Below are 16124 nucleotides of genomic sequence, written 5' to 3'. Positions count from 1 at the left end.
CCGCTAGCGGGGGTAACATCCTAACGAGAGCAGCCATTCTCGAGCCGCGACTACGAACAGGTGTGTTACGGAACGTGTTACGCGATCGCCGTCGACCGGAGAGTGTACCTGTTCGCACTCGCACCGCTGCTGGCGGCGGCGCTCTGGGGCGGCCTCTACGTCGTGATCAAGTGGGGATTCGACGCGGTTCCCCGTTAACGCTCGCGTTCGTCAGGGTCGCGATCGGTTCGATCGCGCTGCTGACCGTCGTTCGACTCGCCTGTCCGCGTCGTGCGTTTCGCCGACGAGATCTGCTCGGTTTTACCGCGCTCGTCGTCGCCGTCTGCTACCTCGGCCTCGGCGAGACGGCCGCCGCGTGGTATCTCTGGTACAAGGGCCGGGAGTACGTCGACGCGAGCGTCGTCTCCGCGTTTTTCTTCGCCCAACCCGTCGCCGGTGCCGTCTTCGGCGCGCTGTTTCTCGGCGAGCGGCTGGGACCGCGGTTCGTCCTCGGCGGCGTCGTGATGGCTGCGGGCATCTATCTCGTCGCGACGACTCGGACCGACCGGACGAACTCCCGCGACGCGGACGCCGCACGCGGGACTCGATCCGAAAACGCGTAAGGTGGCCGTTCTCGAGCGTTTCCACTGGATCCGGTTCTCCCGAGGTGGCGATAGATGCAGGTAGAGGGGTCAGCACCGGCTTCGGGAACCGGTGACCGAACGGCGACGTTCGCGGCCAATAAATCGAATACCGCGATACGAAATCGGTCGAACGCCGATCCGGGAGCCCTCCGGAGGGCGCTTCGAGACCGGCTAGTGGTTTCATACCGATCGCGTCCCTCAGTCGGCCCATGGAAGCGATCACACTCGGCGTTCCTGAACCGCTGCTCGAGCGACTTCCCGAAGACGACGAGGCCGCCGCGGCCGACATGCAGGAGGCCGTCGCCGGCTGGGAGCGACAGTTGAATCGGGTGCTCGAGGAAGCCGACGACGACCGCGAGGCCGCGGGGCGGGTCCTCGAGGCGGTCGACCGGTTCGAAGACCGCTACCAGACGTACGACGAACTGGTGCCCGAACTGCGAGCGTGGGGCCAGTCGCCGATCTACGCGATCGCGTGGCGGACGCTGTACGCCGACGTGGTCGCGCAGCTGTACGAGCACGACGAACTCGGTGACCACTTGGAGCGGGAGCGAAACGCACGGCTCGTCGAGGACGGAATTCGGTTGAAGGACCTGTAGCGACCGGCGGTGCCTCGAGCGGTCGGCCAGCGTCTCGGAAGTGAAAGGGGTCGACACGACAGAAGCCACAACGATTTTGCGTTCGTGCGCGTACGGTAAGTCGTGGCAACGATCGACGATCAGGACGCTCCCCGCAAGGCGATCGATCTGACGACGCGGGTTCGTCGTCGCGTCCTCCCGACCCTCCACCGAATCAAGGAACCGCTCGGCGGTTTCGCACAGTGTACGCAGCACCCCGACGAGTACGTCGGGACCGTCCAGCGCGGCCTCCGCGGGTTCCGCTCGGATCTCGAGACGATGTCGTTCTCGCCGGAACCGATCGCCTCACTGAAGGTCCACAGGGACGGCCGACTGTCCTGTGGCAGTTGGGTCCGGCGACGGTCGCCGTTCGCAACGTGGCAACTCCACGTCGCGCTGTTCGAAGACGGGGCCGACGCCGTCGAGGTGTTCGCCCACCGCGAGCACTCCTGGCTTCGTCACCCGTACAAACACTACACGGGACAGGGCTGGGATACGAGCGGTGGCGTCGAACGAATGCGGTCGTTGCTCTCCAACCACGACGTCGCGTTCCGGATCGAGTAGCCGACTGACGCGACGAACGTAACGTATCGGATACGGAACTGATTTCACCGCAGGCGGTGCAGCGCGGACCAATGACCAGGACGGAGACCGTCGCCGCGTTCACCGACCTCTACTTGCCGACGGTCAACGGCGTGACCTACACGGTTTCGCTCTGGCGCGAACGGTGGCCCCGCTGTCGAACGTCGATGGCCGTCGTCTTCCCCGAGATGGACGGCTACGAGCCCGGTGAGGGCGAGTACGCGCTCTCGAGCATCGGTGCGCCGCTGTATCCGCGGTACCGACTCGGGCTTCCGACGACCCCCGACGGCCTCGAGGCCCCCGACGTCGTTCACGTCCACACGCCCTTCACCGTCGGATTCGCTGGCGTTCGGTTCGCTCGCAAACACGACGTCCCCGTCGTCGCATCGTACCACACGCTGCTCCACGACCGCGTGGCCGACCACGTCCCGGATCCCCTCGTCGAAACGGGACAGCGGCTCTGTCGGACCTACGAGCGAACGTTCTTCGAGACCGTCGACCACGTCGTCGCCCCGACCTCGTTCGCCCGGCAGCACCTCCTCGAGGAGATCGGTGCGGACGCCGAGGTGTCCGTCGTCTCCAACGGGATCAACACCGACTTCTTCCGGCCGACGGATCCGACCACGTTCCGCGAGCGCCACGATCTTCCCGACGGCCCGCTGCTCGGCTACACCGGCCGTCACGGACCCGAGAAGAATCTGGAGGAGGCGATCGACGCCGTCGCCGGAACCGACCACACGCTCGTGCTGGCCGGCGACGGCCCCGTCCGCGAGGAAATCGAAGAACACGCCTCGGAGACCGACGCCGACGTTCGGTTCCTGGGCTTTCTCGAGCGCGACGAACTCCCTGCGTTCTACTCCTCGCTCGACGTCTTCGTCTTCCCGAGTCCGGTCGAGACCCAGGGACTGGTCGCGCTCGAGGCGACCGCCTGCGGGACGCCGGTCGTCGCCGTCGACGCGGGTGCGCTGATCGACAGCGTCATCGAGGGCGAAACCGGCTACCGCTACGAGCCGGGCGATCTCGAGGAGTTCCGGTGGGCGATCCGCCGGACGCTCGCCGAGAACGACCGACTCTCGGACCTCTGTCGGCGACGGCGGGCGATGCTCTCGGTCGAACACTCGCTCGGCCAGCTAGCGCGGGTCTACGACAGCCTTCACTCGTGACCGGTTCCCGCCGATCCGGAGCGGTTGGTGTCCCACCCCAAGCGTTCAAATCCCGTGACTTGCTAGAACGGGTATGAAGTTCGCCGTCTCACGCGAGGGAACGACGCTCGTGACACTGCACGGAGGAAGCGATACGACCGCGATCGACGACGCGACCGAGCAACTCGCGGACGCGCTCGCCACCCTCGCAACGGCGGAGGCGGTCACCGACTGGGAAATCGCCGACGCCGAGGTGCACGAACATCCGGCCGGGCCGTTCGACCCCTACACGATCGCGGTGGCGTTCACGATCACCGTTCCCGTCGAGGCCGACGACGCCGAGGCGGCGACCGAGCGCGGCGCCACCGCGATCGACGAACTGCTCGAGAACGCGGACGTCAAATCCGTTTCGTACACGTCTCCGCCGACGGCGGCAGCAGCCTGAACGCCGGCTGGGCGGGAAGCATCGTCACTACCGCACGGACTTATGGTTGCGTACCACAACGATCGACCATGGAACTCGATCTGCGGTTTTTCGCCAACTTTCGCGACGCCGTCGGCGAAAAGGAGCGAACGCACGCGTTCGACGACGACGCGACCGTCGGCGACGTCCTCGCCGCGCTCGAGGACGAGTACGACGACCTCGAGGGACAACTGCTCGAGGACGGCGAGATCCGACCACAGTTGAACGTGTTGAAGAACGGACGAAACGTCGTTCACATGAACGGACCGAAGACGGAACTCGAAGCGGAAGATACGCTATCGGTGTTTCCGCCGGTCGCCGGCGGGTGACGGGGTCGCAACTGCGCTCGCGATCGCGGTAGCGCACTCGAGGCCGCGGTAGCGCTCGAGCGGATCGGAGTGCAGACTCACGCCGTCGAAGGAGCGGGAGGAGACGGAACGGCCGGGTTCGACGACCGAGTCCGCTTTCGAGAGGGATTTACGGGCCGGTCGCCGGAGGGACGTGTAGGAAGTATCGATGCAGGACGACTCCGAGACGAGCGACCGCGAACCCACTACAGCGAGCGGAAGCGACGAGCGAGCGGAGGCGTCACACGCCCCGGTGACGTTCAATCGGCGGGGGATCCGCGCCGGACTGCTCACCTGCGTTCCGGTCGCGGTCGGGGTCGCCGGCTACGGCGTCGCGTTCGGCGTCCTCGCCAGTCAGGTCGGCCTGAGCGTCGCGGAGGCGGCGCTGATGAGCGCGCTCGTGGTCGCCGGTGCCTCCCAGATAATCGCCGTCGAGCTGTGGGCGGACCCGATCCCGGTCACCGCGATCGTCGTCACGACGTTCGCGATCAACCTGCGCTACTCGCTGATGGGCGCGGCGCTCCAGCCCTGGTTTCGACGCCTCTCGGCGCCCCAGGCCTACGGCAGCCTGTTCTTGATGGCCGACGAGAACTGGGCGCTGACGATGCGAGACTTCCGCGCCGGCAACAGACGGGGCGCGTTCCTCCTGGGCAGCGGCATCGCGATCTGGCTCTTCTGGGTGGGTTCGACGGTCGTCGGCGCGCTCGCGGGCGAGACCATCGGCGACCCCGCGCAGTACGGGTTCGACTTCGTGCTCGCGGCGGTCTTCGTCGCGCTCGCGGCCGAGCTCTGGGAAGGACGCTCGACGCTCCTCCCGTGGGTCGTCTCGCTCGGCACCGCGATCACCGCCGCGGAGTTCCTGCCGGGACGGTGGTACATCCTGCTCGGCGGCTTCGCCGCGGCGCTCCTCGAGGTGATTCGCCATGATCGGTGAGAGCGTGCTCGCACTCGAGCCGATCGTCGTCGGGGTCATCCTCGCGATGGCGGTCGTAACCTACGCCACCAAGACGGGCGGACTGTGGCTCGTCAACCGGATCGAAGTGAGCGACCGGCTCGAGGCCGGGCTCTCGGTCCTGCCGGGAGCCATCGTGATCGCCATCCTCGGCCCGGAACTCGCGGCGGGCGGTCCGGCAGAGTGGGGTGCCGCCGGGCTGGTGTTGATCGTGATGTGGCGAACCGAGAGCATCCTGCTGGCGCTCGGCACCGGTGTCGCGGCGGTCGTACTGCTCAGAGGCCTCTTCTGAGCGAGCGGCGAGGCGAGTCGATCTCGCGAGCGGTTGCCGTCGAGCGCGACTTTATCCACCTGGCGGTCGAATCGAGCGTATGGCAACGCGAACGCGCGTCGAGCGCACCTTTCGCGGCATCTCCGAACGGCTCGCGATCCGCTACCTGACGAACCTGGGCGGCGAACGCGTCGACGAGGAGACGGTCGAGGGCGACGACTGGACGGCGGCGATTTTCTCGGAGACCGTCGGGATCGGTCCGTCGCTGACGCTGACCGAGGTGACGGTCGTCTTCGAGGGGGATCCGGACGCGCTCGAGCCGCTGGTGGAAGACTTCGCCCAGAAAGCGATGCGGGCGGGTGGCTGATGGCCGGCGATCCGATCGACGGACAGGTCCTCCTGCTCACCGCCGCGAAGGCGAGCGTGCCGCCGACCCGACTCCCCGACCTCGTCGACCTGACGCAGGCGCAACTCGGGCCAGAACTCGAGCGGTACCGACGCGAGTACGAGCGCCTGTACGCGGGCGAGGAGTTCGAGGCGTTCCTGGTCGAGTGGGGCCACTGGGACGAACTCGGCGACGACCTGGAGTTCAGCGACCGCGAGCAGTCGGCCGTCCGCCGGGCGCACGAGGAACAGCTACTGCGGATCGGTCGTCGAGCCGATCGCGAGGACGAGTTCGAGACGGCGCTCGAGATCCGCGAGCCGGTGCTGATCGGAGCCGAGGATACTCGAAACGAGGACGAACTCGTCGACGAGTTCGGTTAGTCGTCACCGGCCGCCGTCGTACCGCCGTCGTCGGTGCTGACGCCGGTTCCGGGACCGATTTCGATCTCGAGGTCTGCGAGTTTCTCGTCGGGAACGACGCCGTCGACCCAGCCGCGGTGGTCGTAGTACTCGTCTTTCATCTCCTCGAGTTCGCAGTACTCGCCCTCGCTGGCGCCCTGGCCGCGGATGCCGTCCTCGAGGAAGCGCGCGGGCAGCGAGTCGTCCGCGCCGTCGAAGCCCGCGAGGTTGTTGTAGTAGCGCTCCAAGTTGTAGATGCGCTCGCCGGTCTCCATGAGTTCGTCCTCGGTGACGTCGAAGCCGGTCATCCCGTTGTACTGGGAGACGTACTCCTCGATCCCCTCGGCGAAGGCGTTGAACTTGCAGATGTCGAAGCTGTCGGAGATGGCGTGAAGGTCCTGGAACTCCGCGGTGAGTTCGCCCTTGCCTTCCCACTCGTAGGGATCGACCTTCTCGGGAATGCCGAGAATCTCCGCGGCGGGGGTGTAACCCCGAAGGTGACAGGCCCCGCGGTTCGACGTGGCGTAGGCGATGCCCATCCCCTTCATACAGCGCGGGTCGTAGGCGGCGATCGCCTGGCCCTTGACGTCGAGGCGGCAGTCGTGGGCGTCGAGGTGCTCCGCGACGCGCTGCTGTCCCTCGGCCAGAAGGTCGGCGAGGTCGTTCTCGCGGCGGGCGATGCGCTCGATCATGTCGACCATCTCGTCGGCGTCACCCCACTGGATTCCGTCTCCCGTGTCCTCGAGATAGCCCTCCTCCGTGAGTTCCATCCCCATCGCCATGATGTTGCCCGTCTCGATGGTGTCGACGCCCATGTCGTTACAGCGGTCGATCATGAGCGCGACCTTATCTCGGTCGTCGTTCATCGAGTTCGGACCGAGCGCCCACGCGGACTCGTACTCGTAGGACTCCATCCGGACGTTCATCTCCTCGCCCTTGTGCATCGTCTGGACCTCGACTTCCTTCTTGCAGGCGACCGGACAGGAGTGACACGTCGGCTCGTCGACGAGGATGTTCTCCCGGACGTTCTCGCCGCTCACCTTCTCCGAGTCGAGTTCCGTTTCGCCGGCGTCGACGGCGTCGCCGGTCGAGGTGTACTCGGCGTTCTTGGTCGGCAAGCCGGACATCTCCTCGGTGATGTTCATCAGGACGTTCGTCCCGTACACCGAGAGGCCGCCCTCGTTTGGCGCGGTGACCTCCGACTCCTGGATCGCCTTCATCGCCTGCTGGTGGCCCTCCTTGAACGTTTCCGGATCGGCAGGCCGGGGCATCTTCGTGTTCGACTTCACTACGACGGCCTTGAGGTTCTTCGAGCCGGCGACACAGCCCGTTCCGCCGCGGCCGGAGGCCCGGTCGTCCTCGTTCATGATGCAGGCGTAGCGGACCCCGTTCTCGCCGCCGGGGCCGATCGCCATGATCGAGAGGTTCTTGCCGTAAGAGCCGTCGACTTCCTCTTCGAGCGTGTCCCGCGTTTCGTGGACGCCCTTCCCCCAGAGGTGTGAGGCGTCCCGAAGTTCGACCTCGCCGTCCTCGACGACGGCGTAGACCGGTTCGTCGGCCTCGCCTTCGAACAGCAGGCCGTCGAAGCCGGCCCACTTCAGCCGGGCGCCCGACCAGCCGCCGTGGTGAGAGTCTGTGACGGTGCCGGTCAGCGGCGACTTCGTACAGACGGCGATCCGACCGCTCATCGTCACCTGCGTCCCCGACAGCGGGCCGTTCACGAACGCCAGCAGGTTGTCCGGCCCGAGCGGGTCGACGTCCGGCCCCTGCTCGAAGACGTACTTCACCCCGAGTCCGCGCGCGCCGATATACTTCTTCGCGTCCTCCTCGTCGATCGGGTCGTAGTTCACCTCCCCCTCATTGAGGTCGATCCGTGCAACGTGATCTTGGAATCCACCGAGTTCAGCCATTGGTGCTCACACGCGGTGTATCGCGTTCTATTGTGTTAGATGTTACCACACATTGGTAACCGTCAACAGGAACTCGTCGAATCGGTATCGAGAATTCACCGTTAAATCAGCACGAAAAATGGTCGGGCATAGATACCTCGAGGGCCGTTTTCGAGAGCACCGAAACGTCTCCCCGACCCGAGCGAGAACTTGCACGAGGCGCCCGCGGCGACCGTCGCGGTCAGTCGTCCGCCGCGGGGGTGTCCGCGTCTCCGGCGGGTTCGACGCCGATCGCGATCTCCGCGGCCGCAGCCTTGTACTCGGGGATCTTCGCCCGTTCGTCGAGCACGTCGTTGGTGAGCCTGTTCGCGGAGGCGGCCGCGAAGTGAGGCGTCGTCCAGACGACGCCCTCCTTGATATCCTCGGTGACCTGTGCCTCGACGGTGATCTCGCCGCGGCGGGACTTGAGGACGACCTCGTCGCCGTCCTCGATCCCGTACCGCTCGGCGTCCGACGGATGGACGTCGACGAAGTTCTCCGGGGTCTGCCGGTTGAGCGTCGGCGACCGGCGACTCATCGTCCCGGTGTTGTAGTGCTCTTCGAGGCGAGCGGTCGTCAGGATCAGGGGGTACTCGTCGTCGGGGGTCTCCGCCGGCGGCGTGTGGCGGACGCCTTCGACGTGACCCAGCCCGCTCTCGGTGTCGAACTCCTCCTCGTAGAGGTAGGGGTCGCCCTCGTCGCCGGGTTCGTAGCACGGCCAGTGGAGGCCCTCCTCGCCCAGCAGGTCGTAGGTCATCCCGTGGTAGATCGGACACACCTGCCGGAGTTCCTCGAACACCTCCTCGGGGTCGTCGAAGTCGAACAGCTCCTCGCCGTCGTCGAACAGCCGGCTGCCGACCTCCGAGAGGATCTCGAGGTCGTGTTTCGTGTTCTCGTGGACTTTGTCGACGCCGCGCATCCGCTGAACGCGTCGATCCGTGTTGGTGACGGTGCCGTCGCGTTCGGCCCAGGTCGTCGCCGGCAGGATCACGTCGGCGTATTTCGCCGTCTCGGTCATGAAGATGTCCTGGACCACCATGAACTCGAGTTCCTGGATGCGCTCGGCGACGCGGTTGGCGTCGGGTTCGCTCATCACGGGGTTCTCGCCCATGACATACAGGCCGTGGACGGAGTCGCCGAACTCGTGGGAGAGTTCGACGTTGGTGAGGCCGGGCTCGTCGGGCACCTCGAAGCCCCACTCCGCTTCGACGGCCTCGCGGGCTTCGTCGTCGTCGACGAGGTGGTAGCCCGGCAGCACGTTCGGCATCGCGCCGACGTCGCAGGTTCCCTGGACGTTGTTCTGGCCGCGCAGCGGGTTGACCCCGGTGCCGGGACGTCCGATGTTACCCGTGATCAGCGCGAGGTTGATCTCGTTCTGGACGTTGTCGACGCCGCAGGCGTGCTGGCTCATCCCCATCCCGGTGAAGATAGCCGCGTTGTCTGCCGTCGCGTACTTCTCGGCGGCCAGTTCGATCTCCTCGAGGGGAACGCCACACTCCTCGGCCGCGGCCTCCTCGTCGAACTCCTCGAGGGTTTCTTTCAGGTGGTCGAACCCCTCCGTGCGCTCGGCGATGAACTCCTCGTCGATCCAGCCCTCGTCGGGGTTCTTCTCGTGGTTCTCGAGGATGATCTTCAGGACGATATTCAGCAGCGGGATGTCGGTCCCCGGGTTCAGCTGGAGGTGCATGTGCCGGTCGGTATCGTCGATCTGGAACGACCGCGTCGTCTTGTTCGCGTGGGGGTCGACCTGGATGACGGTCGCGCCCTCGAGGACGGCCTGGCGGAAGTACTGGCTGTTGGCGATAGGGTGTTGCTCGCCGGGATTGGCCCCCTGGATCCAGAAGACGTCGGCCTCCTCGCGGAGGTCGCGCATGCTGTTGGTCATCGCGCCCGCGCCTAGGCTCGTCCGCAGCGCCCAGACCGTCGAGGCGTGGCACATCCGCGTGCAGTTGTCGACGTTGTTGGTGCCGTAGCGGCGAGCCAGTTTCTGGAGGAGGTAGTTCTCCTCGTTCATCGTCTTCGACGAGCCGAAAAATCCCGCCGCGTCGGGACCGTGCTCCTCGCGGACCCGCTCGAGTTCGGAAACGACGTAGTCGTAGGCCTCCTCCCAGGTCGCCTCGCGGAACTCGCCGTCCTCCTCGATTAGCGGGTCGGTGAGTCGGTCCTCGTGATCGACCACTTCCGTCGCCGCGCCGCCCTTGATACAGATCCGTCCCTCGTTGACCGGCGCATCGCCCCACGGCATGAACTGAACGTCGCCAGGTTCCTCTCCCTGCTGGATCTGTATTCCGCAGCCGACCCCACAGTACGGACAGATCGTCTTGACCGCGTCTCGGTTCTCACTGGACATTGTTCTGATTGACTAGGTATCGGACCGCACTTCGGTTGACACGTGTACGGTCTTCGTCCACGTGCATGAGTCTTTCTAGCACCCCACACGGATGGGCGACGACTCGTGCACCCCGCAGCGGAGAGCTGTCGCTGTGGATCGGGGAAACGCTCACGATCCCGTGTGCCAAAGTTCTACACGATGGCGCTCTCCCGGTCGCTCGTGAAAGCGAAAGCCGACGAGTACCGAGCGCAGGAGCCGCTGTTCCCCGTCGAACGGGAGGCGATCGAGACCCTTCCCGATGCCTTCGCGGCGGGGGAGTTCGGCTGGCGAGACGCCGAGTGGGTCGTGCAGTGGCACTACCGACGGTCTCTCGGCGCGGTACCGAACGTCGACCGACGCGAGCGTGAGGACCGGTTCGGCCAAAACGAGTTCGACGACGTTCGGAACGCCCTCGTCGGGGTCGCCGCGGCGGTGGACCCGGCCGATCGGATCGATCGGCTGCTCTCGCTCGAGGGCGTCGACGTTCCCGTCGCGTCCGCCTTCCTGCTGTTCGCCGATCCCGACGCGTGTATCGTGGTCGGCGAGCGCGAGTGGACGGTGCTGGCAGACCACGGACTGCTCGCCGACCCCTACCCGGCTCCACCCTCCGTCGAGGCGTACGAGACCTACCTCGAGACCTGCCGGTCGGTGGCGGATCGCCTCGAGTGCGACGCGTGGACGTTGTACCGCGCACTCTGGCGACTGTGGACGGACTGAGGGCGGCGCCGATCACTTGACCGAGAGATCCGATCCGCTCCGCCGCTCGGTGAATTCGATCTCGAAGCTGAGACACGAAACCTCTACACACGGAACCCTACCGTGTGTATAGGTAACTATCATCGAAGGCCTCGCGAACTAGAATCCCTTTCTAAATTCGAATCGGGAAGTGCCAAATTGAATCGATAGTGGATTACTAATGGATGAGTATCGCGTTCGGGATCGAACCGGTTCGCCGAGCCCGCTTCCGGTAAGCGCCGACTATAGTAGCCACTGAAAGTCAGTGTACATCCGATCGCGCGACGGCTGTGCGGTTCGGAGCGAGCGAAGCAAGCGAGAACCGCGGACAGTGCGGTCAGCGTGTAAACCGTTTCAGTTGTTGTACTGTCGGACAGGACTATTCGAAGATCGGTCGCTCGAACTCGGGCGTCACCCCAGCGGTGACGGCCGGAATTTCGCGACCGACGTCTCACTTACTTCTGTCCGACAGTGTACTACGGGGTCGAGTTTACGACGAGTTCTATACTGACAACCGAAATTCAGTCCGCGACCTCGCTTGCCCGGTCCGGCGACCGAGCGGATCGCCGCGACGAGCGGCGAGAGGGCCGAGCGCGTCGAGCAGACGTTCGAGCAGGCGGCGTCGGCGTTCGGTGAGAGCGACGCCGTGCGAGCGCACGGCTGGGGTGTGACAACAGCGAGAGATCCGGACCGCCCTCGACCGGAGCCAGCTGCTACGCGAACCGCCGTGATCGGCCTCGAGACCGCCACGGTTCGGGCTCGCTCGCTCCCGACGTTCGAGAGCCGGGAGCCTACAGGAGGAGCGCGATCACCGCGAGAACGATGAAGATCAGCACGAAGATGCGCGCGATCTCCATCGAGACGCCGGCGACGCCGCGGGCGCCGACGGCGGCGGCGACGATCGCGAGGATGAAGAAGATCACTGCCCAGTACAGGAAGCCGCCGCCACCGATCTGGAGCGGAATCGCGGTTGCGAGTTCGAGCATACGTCGGACTCCCACGTCGTGTCATATAAATCTCGGCGACCGTCCGGACCAGTTCGAACCGCTAAGCGCGGGCTACACGACGGTTACGAACGTCCTGGACGGTTCTCGAGGAGGGAGTACGTTCAGTCGTCGCCGAAGAACGCGGCGCACAGTTTCGCCTCGGCGGTTCGGAGGTGCTCGTGGAACGTCGGCCGCGAGACGTTCATCGTCCGGGCGAGTTCCTCGCCGGTCGTCGGGCGCGGCCACTCGAAGTAGCCCGCGAGGTAGGCCCGCTGTAACGCGACGAACTGTCGGTCGGTGAGCGACGCCTCGAGTCGGGCGGCGAACTCCTCGCGGGTCTCGCCGTCGGCGTCGCGCTGTTGGAACGAGACGACGTCGGTTCCCGCGTAGCGGTCTTCGACCGCCTCGACCACCGAGCGGACGTTCGCCGAGCGCGGGATCTCGACCGTGAGACGGGCGCTGCCACCTTCGCTCTCGATCGTCTGCGTCCGGGCACCGCGACCCGAGAGCCAGGCGACGGGGTCGTTTTCGTCCATCAGTTCGATCAGACACCCCTCGTCACGTTCGACGAGGACGGTGAGGCCGACGGCGGGGAGATCGGCTGCAGCCGTTCGGAGTTCGTCGCCGGTCGCGCCCGTGACGGTAAACAGCGACACCGTTCCGTCGTCGGTACCGTGGACCGACCGGCGGTACTCGAGGAGACTGTCGGTCGCGGCCGAAAGCGCGACCGACGCGACCGACGCGTCGGTGAGCTCGAGTTCGACGGCGACGACGGCGTCCGTCTCGAGGGTGCGGCTGGTCTCGCGGGCGTTGACGCCGCTGGCGACGGCGCGCGCGAGCGCGGAGAGGATCACCGACTCGCGGTCGGCGATAGGTCGATCGCGGTCCGTACAGGCCGTTAGGACGCCGTACTCGATCCCGTTGTAAGTCAGCGGAAACGCCGCGTGCGTCGTCTCCCCGTCGCCGGCCGCGGCGACGTCGCCGCTCGCGAGCGACTCGGCCGCCGGATGGGTACCGTCCACCGCAAGCGCCTCGGGCGAGACGCCGGCGCTCGAGCGCACCTCGATCGCTTCGGTCGCGGGATCCCGTTCGCCGATCCAGGCCCCGTCGTAGGCCGACTCCGCGGCGATCCGCTCGCAGACCGCGGCCTCGAGTTCCGACCGGGAGGTCGATCCCGCGACGACGTCCGTCACGTCCTGGATCAGCCCCTCGACGCGATCCAGGATGTACTCGAGCTCCGTCGTTCGGCGCTCGAGTTCGCGTTCGGCCTCCTTGCGCGCCGTCACGTCGTTCTGGAAACCGACGTAGTTGGTGACCGTGCCCGCTTCGTCGGGAACGGGAGCGATCGTCACCTCGTTCCAGAACTCGGACCCGTCCTCGCGGTAGTTCAGGAGTTCGACGGTGACCGGTCGTTCGGCGTTGATGGCCTCTCGCATCTCCGTGATCGCTTCGGGATCGGAGTCGGGCCCCTGAAGGAATCGGCAGTTCCGGCCGACGACCTCGTCGTAGCTGTAGCCGGTGATCTCCTGGTAGGCGTCGTTGATGTACACCAGCGGATTGTCCTCGCGGTCCGGATCGGAGATCGTGATCCCGACCGGCGCCTCGTTGATCGCGCGCTCTTTGACGGCGAGATCGCTCGTCGGCGCGTCGCCCTCGCTCGTTCGTTCGAACGTGATCGTCGCGCCCTCTTCCCCCCGGTGGACGCGCGCGTCGTACACGTCGTGCTCGAGCGAGACGTGCCGAGCAGTGCCGACCGTCGTCTCCGTGATCGCCTCCTCGAGCGCGTCCCAGTGCGGTGCGAGCAGCGTCGCCGCGTCGTGGGAGTCGTCCTCCGAGACGTCGAATGCGTCTCGTGCAGCCTCGTTCGCGTACGCGACGGTTTCGTCTGTAACGGCCAGTACGGGATCGACGACGTACTCGAGTGCGGCCGTCGGCGACGAGACGCCCCCCGAATCGTGCGTCCCCCCAGTAGTATCCATACCGTTCCGTACGACGGGACTCCCTAAGAACCATGGTGGGCGTGACCGAGCATCTATCAGCCATCCGATACTGAACGTTATGATTCCTCACGTCGTATGCTACCGTATGTCAATGTACCGATCGCCGTTCGAACGACTCCGGGCGAAGTTCGACGATTCGGAACTCAGGTGCCCGCAGTGCGGCTACTTCGACGACGACGGCGGGTGGCGAGTTACGACGACCGGGAGTCGAGTCCGGTACCAGTTCGTCTGTCCGTCGTGTGACGCCGTCGAGACCAGAGAACTCCGGCTGTAGGACGACTCGAACATCGACAGAGCGCAGTCACCCGACCTCCGGCGGGCCGGTCACTCCTCCTCCCGCTCGTACAGTTCCGGTTCGTCTTCCCCGCGCTCGTAGACCTCTCGCTCGGCAATCTGGATCTCGGTGTCGTCCGTTTCGAGGACCACGCGCTCGGCTCCGTCGACGTCCGCCGTCGAGAACTGCAGGTCGCCGACCGTCGCGGTTTCGTTGGGCTCCGGAATCGCCGTCTCGCCGACGTCGTCCCCGTCCTCGGTGACGCGAAGCAGGAACGCGTCGTCGGCTGGAACGACGTGAATCGCCTGCCCGTCGACCGACGCGTGGACCCGCACCGGTTCGGAGGTGAACGATCGGGTCCGCTCGCCGTCGACCTCGAGGTCGACGGCGTACGCCGTTTCGTTCCCGGTCACCTCCCAGCCGGTCCGTTCGACGTGGACGGTCTCCCGCCAGCCGAACCCGCCGACGTGGACCGTTTCCTCGCCCTCGTACTCGAGCAGGTCGGTGCGGACGGCGACCGTCGAGAGTTCGCGGTCGTCGCTGACGACGAGCACCCCGTCCTGCGGAGTTCCGAGGGTCTCGTTCTCGTCGCCAACGTCCACGACCGTGCGCTGGTCGAACGTCGCGTTCCGCTCGTAGGTGACGGCGTAGTCCCCGGCCTCGACCTCGCCGGACCCCGGGACGGTGTCGTCGTCGACCACCGTTAGGCCGAACGGAACGCTCGGAACGGCGACCAGTACCGTTAGCACGGCGAGACAGACGATCGCAGTCTGTCGACGCGACACCGGACTCGAGAGCCACCGATCGGGAACGAACGGCGGGAGCGCCGGAAGGGCGAGCAGCGCCGAGAACAGGAGCAGCGTCCCGAGCGGCAGGAACAGCGGTTGGTCGCTCAGTAGGACGCCCGCGAAACCCGCCGCGAAGCCGAGCGAGACCACGAGAATCCACACGGCGGCGAGCTGGCGCCGCGTCGGAACTCGAGGCAGAGCCGAGAGCGGTCGGGGGAGCGGGCGATCGCCGCCCGCGACGGCGACCGTGACAACCATCGCCAGCAGGACGACGAGCACGACGCCGGCACCCCGGTAGAGCACGAACACGTCGTCGCCGGCGGGCCAGACGAGGAGCCAGAGCGCCTGCGCGAATCCGAGGAGGAGGGTCGCGAAGAACACTCGCTCCGCGGTCGGTCGCCGTCTCCTGCGTCCCAGCAGCGCGATTCCGGCGAGCGCACCGATCAGAAAGCCCAAAAGGTGGGCCTGGAACCCGATCGAGGCCCACCCCGGCGGCGTCGGCGGCCCCGTCTGAACCGCCTCGCGGACGACCGGCTGGCTCAGGGCCTCGTACAGGAGCCGCAGGGCGCTGGAGGCGACGAGCGCGACGACGGTCGCGACCGGATGCGTGACGAGGGCGAATCCGGCGATGGCGAAGACGGCTCCGGAGAACCCGAGCCCCGGTCCCAGCGAGAAGAACGCCGTGAGATACGCGGCGCCGAGCAGCGCGGCCGGAAACACGACGATCGCCCGGATCCAGGGGCGGGTCAGCCAGCCGTCGGGCGCCGGCTGCCCCCGAGCGCGACCCGCGTTCCGGGACGGGTCGGGGTAGTGACTCCACGCGTACTCCGCGATCGGAGCGAACGCGAGGGTGCCGACCGTGTTCGCCACGAGATGTTCGGGGGAGCCGTGCGCGATGCCGGCCGTGAGCCATCCGGTCGGGTAGAAGTACGACCACGTGATGAACGGGTACGTGAGCGGCTCCCCCCAGTGGCGGAGGCCGCCCTGGGCCAGCAGGTAGAACGCGACGACGATACCGACGGTGACCATCGTCCCCCACGGGACGCCGTAGAGGAACCTGTCCCCGACGAGCGAGCGCCAGCGGTCGCGCTCCCCGCACTGCCACACGAAGCCGAGCGCGGCGACGACCGTCAGTACGAGAACGACCTGGGTCGGTGTGACAGGCATTGTGAACCCGTTACGAGACTGGTGTCGTAACTATTCGGTATTCTTTCGAGCGCGACGGCTCGAGCCGCTCCGGAGCGACCGAGACGACCGGGACGACG

Annotated in this window: 16 protein-coding genes and 1 pseudogene; 12 read left to right on the top strand and 5 right to left on the bottom strand. The window is 66.4% G+C overall.

Going from position 1 to position 16124, the window contains the following annotated elements:
- Positions 1-84: 84 nt before the first annotated feature.
- The 10 genes and pseudogenes from NED97_RS03060 to NED97_RS03015 all read left to right on the top strand — a co-directional run bounded on the left by NED97_RS03060 (position 85) and on the right by NED97_RS03015 (position 5759).
- Positions 85-602 (top strand): annotated as a pseudogene (locus NED97_RS03060) (DMT family transporter).
- Positions 603-832: 230 nt separating this feature from the next.
- Positions 833-1219, top strand: a complete 387-nt coding sequence (locus NED97_RS03055) for a hypothetical protein (RefSeq protein WP_252489255.1) — start codon at positions 833-835, stop codon at positions 1217-1219.
- 102 nt (positions 1220-1321) lie between these two features.
- On the top strand, positions 1322-1801 hold the full coding sequence (locus NED97_RS03050) for a hypothetical protein (protein ID WP_252489254.1): 480 nt from the start codon (positions 1322-1324) through the stop codon (positions 1799-1801).
- 71 nt (positions 1802-1872) lie between these two features.
- Complete coding sequence (locus tag NED97_RS03045; RefSeq protein WP_252489253.1) at positions 1873-2982, top strand: glycosyltransferase; 1110 nt, start codon at positions 1873-1875, stop codon at positions 2980-2982.
- A gap of 73 nt (positions 2983-3055) precedes the next feature.
- On the top strand, positions 3056-3406 hold the full coding sequence (locus NED97_RS03040) for a hypothetical protein (RefSeq protein ID WP_252489252.1): 351 nt from the start codon (positions 3056-3058) through the stop codon (positions 3404-3406).
- A 68-nt stretch (positions 3407-3474) separates the two neighbouring features.
- The gene (locus NED97_RS03035; RefSeq protein WP_252489251.1) at positions 3475-3753 is read left to right on the top strand and encodes a ubiquitin-like small modifier protein 1; all 279 of its coding nucleotides are present in this window, start codon (positions 3475-3477) and stop codon (positions 3751-3753) included.
- 187 nt (positions 3754-3940) lie between these two features.
- Positions 3941-4705 (top strand): AzlC family ABC transporter permease, encoded by a 765-nt coding sequence (locus NED97_RS03030; protein WP_252489250.1) that lies wholly within the window; start codon positions 3941-3943, stop codon positions 4703-4705.
- Entirely contained in the window at positions 4695-5015 is a 321-nt protein-coding gene (locus NED97_RS03025; RefSeq protein WP_252489249.1) for an AzlD family protein, read from the top strand. Before NED97_RS03030 ends, NED97_RS03025 begins: the two co-directional genes overlap by 11 nt.
- Before the next feature lie 79 nt (positions 5016-5094).
- Entirely contained in the window at positions 5095-5361 is a 267-nt protein-coding gene (locus NED97_RS03020; protein WP_252489248.1) for a hypothetical protein, read from the top strand.
- Complete coding sequence (locus tag NED97_RS03015) at positions 5361-5759, top strand: hypothetical protein (protein WP_252489247.1); 399 nt, start codon at positions 5361-5363, stop codon at positions 5757-5759. Before NED97_RS03020 ends, NED97_RS03015 begins: the two co-directional genes overlap by 1 nt.
- Here the strand turns inward: NED97_RS03015 and NED97_RS03010 are convergent.
- Complete coding sequence (locus NED97_RS03010) at positions 5756-7687, bottom strand: aldehyde ferredoxin oxidoreductase family protein (protein ID WP_252489246.1); 1932 nt, start codon at positions 7685-7687, stop codon at positions 5756-5758. The genes NED97_RS03015 and NED97_RS03010 overlap by 4 nt on opposite strands.
- A 220-nt stretch (positions 7688-7907) precedes the next feature.
- Entirely contained in the window at positions 7908-10055 is a 2148-nt protein-coding gene (gene fdhF, locus NED97_RS03005; protein WP_252489245.1) for a formate dehydrogenase subunit alpha, read from the bottom strand.
- Positions 10056-10235: 180 nt separating this feature from the next.
- On the opposite strand from fdhF, the gene NED97_RS03000 reads away from it, so the two are divergent.
- Complete coding sequence (locus NED97_RS03000; protein WP_252490564.1) at positions 10236-10793, top strand: hypothetical protein; 558 nt, start codon at positions 10236-10238, stop codon at positions 10791-10793.
- Between the two features lie 809 nt (positions 10794-11602).
- Here NED97_RS03000 and NED97_RS02995 read toward each other — a convergent pair.
- Both NED97_RS02995 and NED97_RS02990 read right to left on the bottom strand, forming a co-directional pair.
- A complete protein-coding gene (locus NED97_RS02995; protein ID WP_252489244.1) occupies positions 11603-11797 on the bottom strand; it encodes a DUF1328 family protein in 195 nt (64 codons plus the stop codon).
- A 122-nt stretch (positions 11798-11919) separates the two neighbouring features.
- The gene (locus NED97_RS02990; protein WP_252489243.1) at positions 11920-13776 is read right to left on the bottom strand and encodes a bacterio-opsin activator domain-containing protein; all 1857 of its coding nucleotides are present in this window, start codon (positions 13774-13776) and stop codon (positions 11920-11922) included.
- 106 nt (positions 13777-13882) lie between these two features.
- Here NED97_RS02990 and NED97_RS02985 point away from each other — a divergent pair, with 106 nt between their 5' ends.
- On the top strand, positions 13883-14071 hold the full coding sequence (locus NED97_RS02985; protein ID WP_252489242.1) for an HVO_0649 family zinc finger protein: 189 nt from the start codon (positions 13883-13885) through the stop codon (positions 14069-14071).
- 50 nt (positions 14072-14121) lie between these two features.
- On the opposite strand, the gene NED97_RS02980 is transcribed toward NED97_RS02985, so the two are convergent.
- Positions 14122-16026 (bottom strand): rhomboid family intramembrane serine protease, encoded by a 1905-nt coding sequence (locus NED97_RS02980; RefSeq protein ID WP_252489241.1) that lies wholly within the window; start codon positions 16024-16026, stop codon positions 14122-14124.
- Positions 16027-16124: the final 98 nt, after the last annotated feature.

The sequence above is a fragment of the Natronococcus sp. CG52 genome (assembly GCF_023913515.1).
Taxonomy (GTDB): Archaea; Halobacteriota; Halobacteria; order Halobacteriales; family Natrialbaceae; genus Natronococcus; species Natronococcus zhouii.
This window is presented reverse-complemented; position numbering and strand designations above follow the sequence as displayed.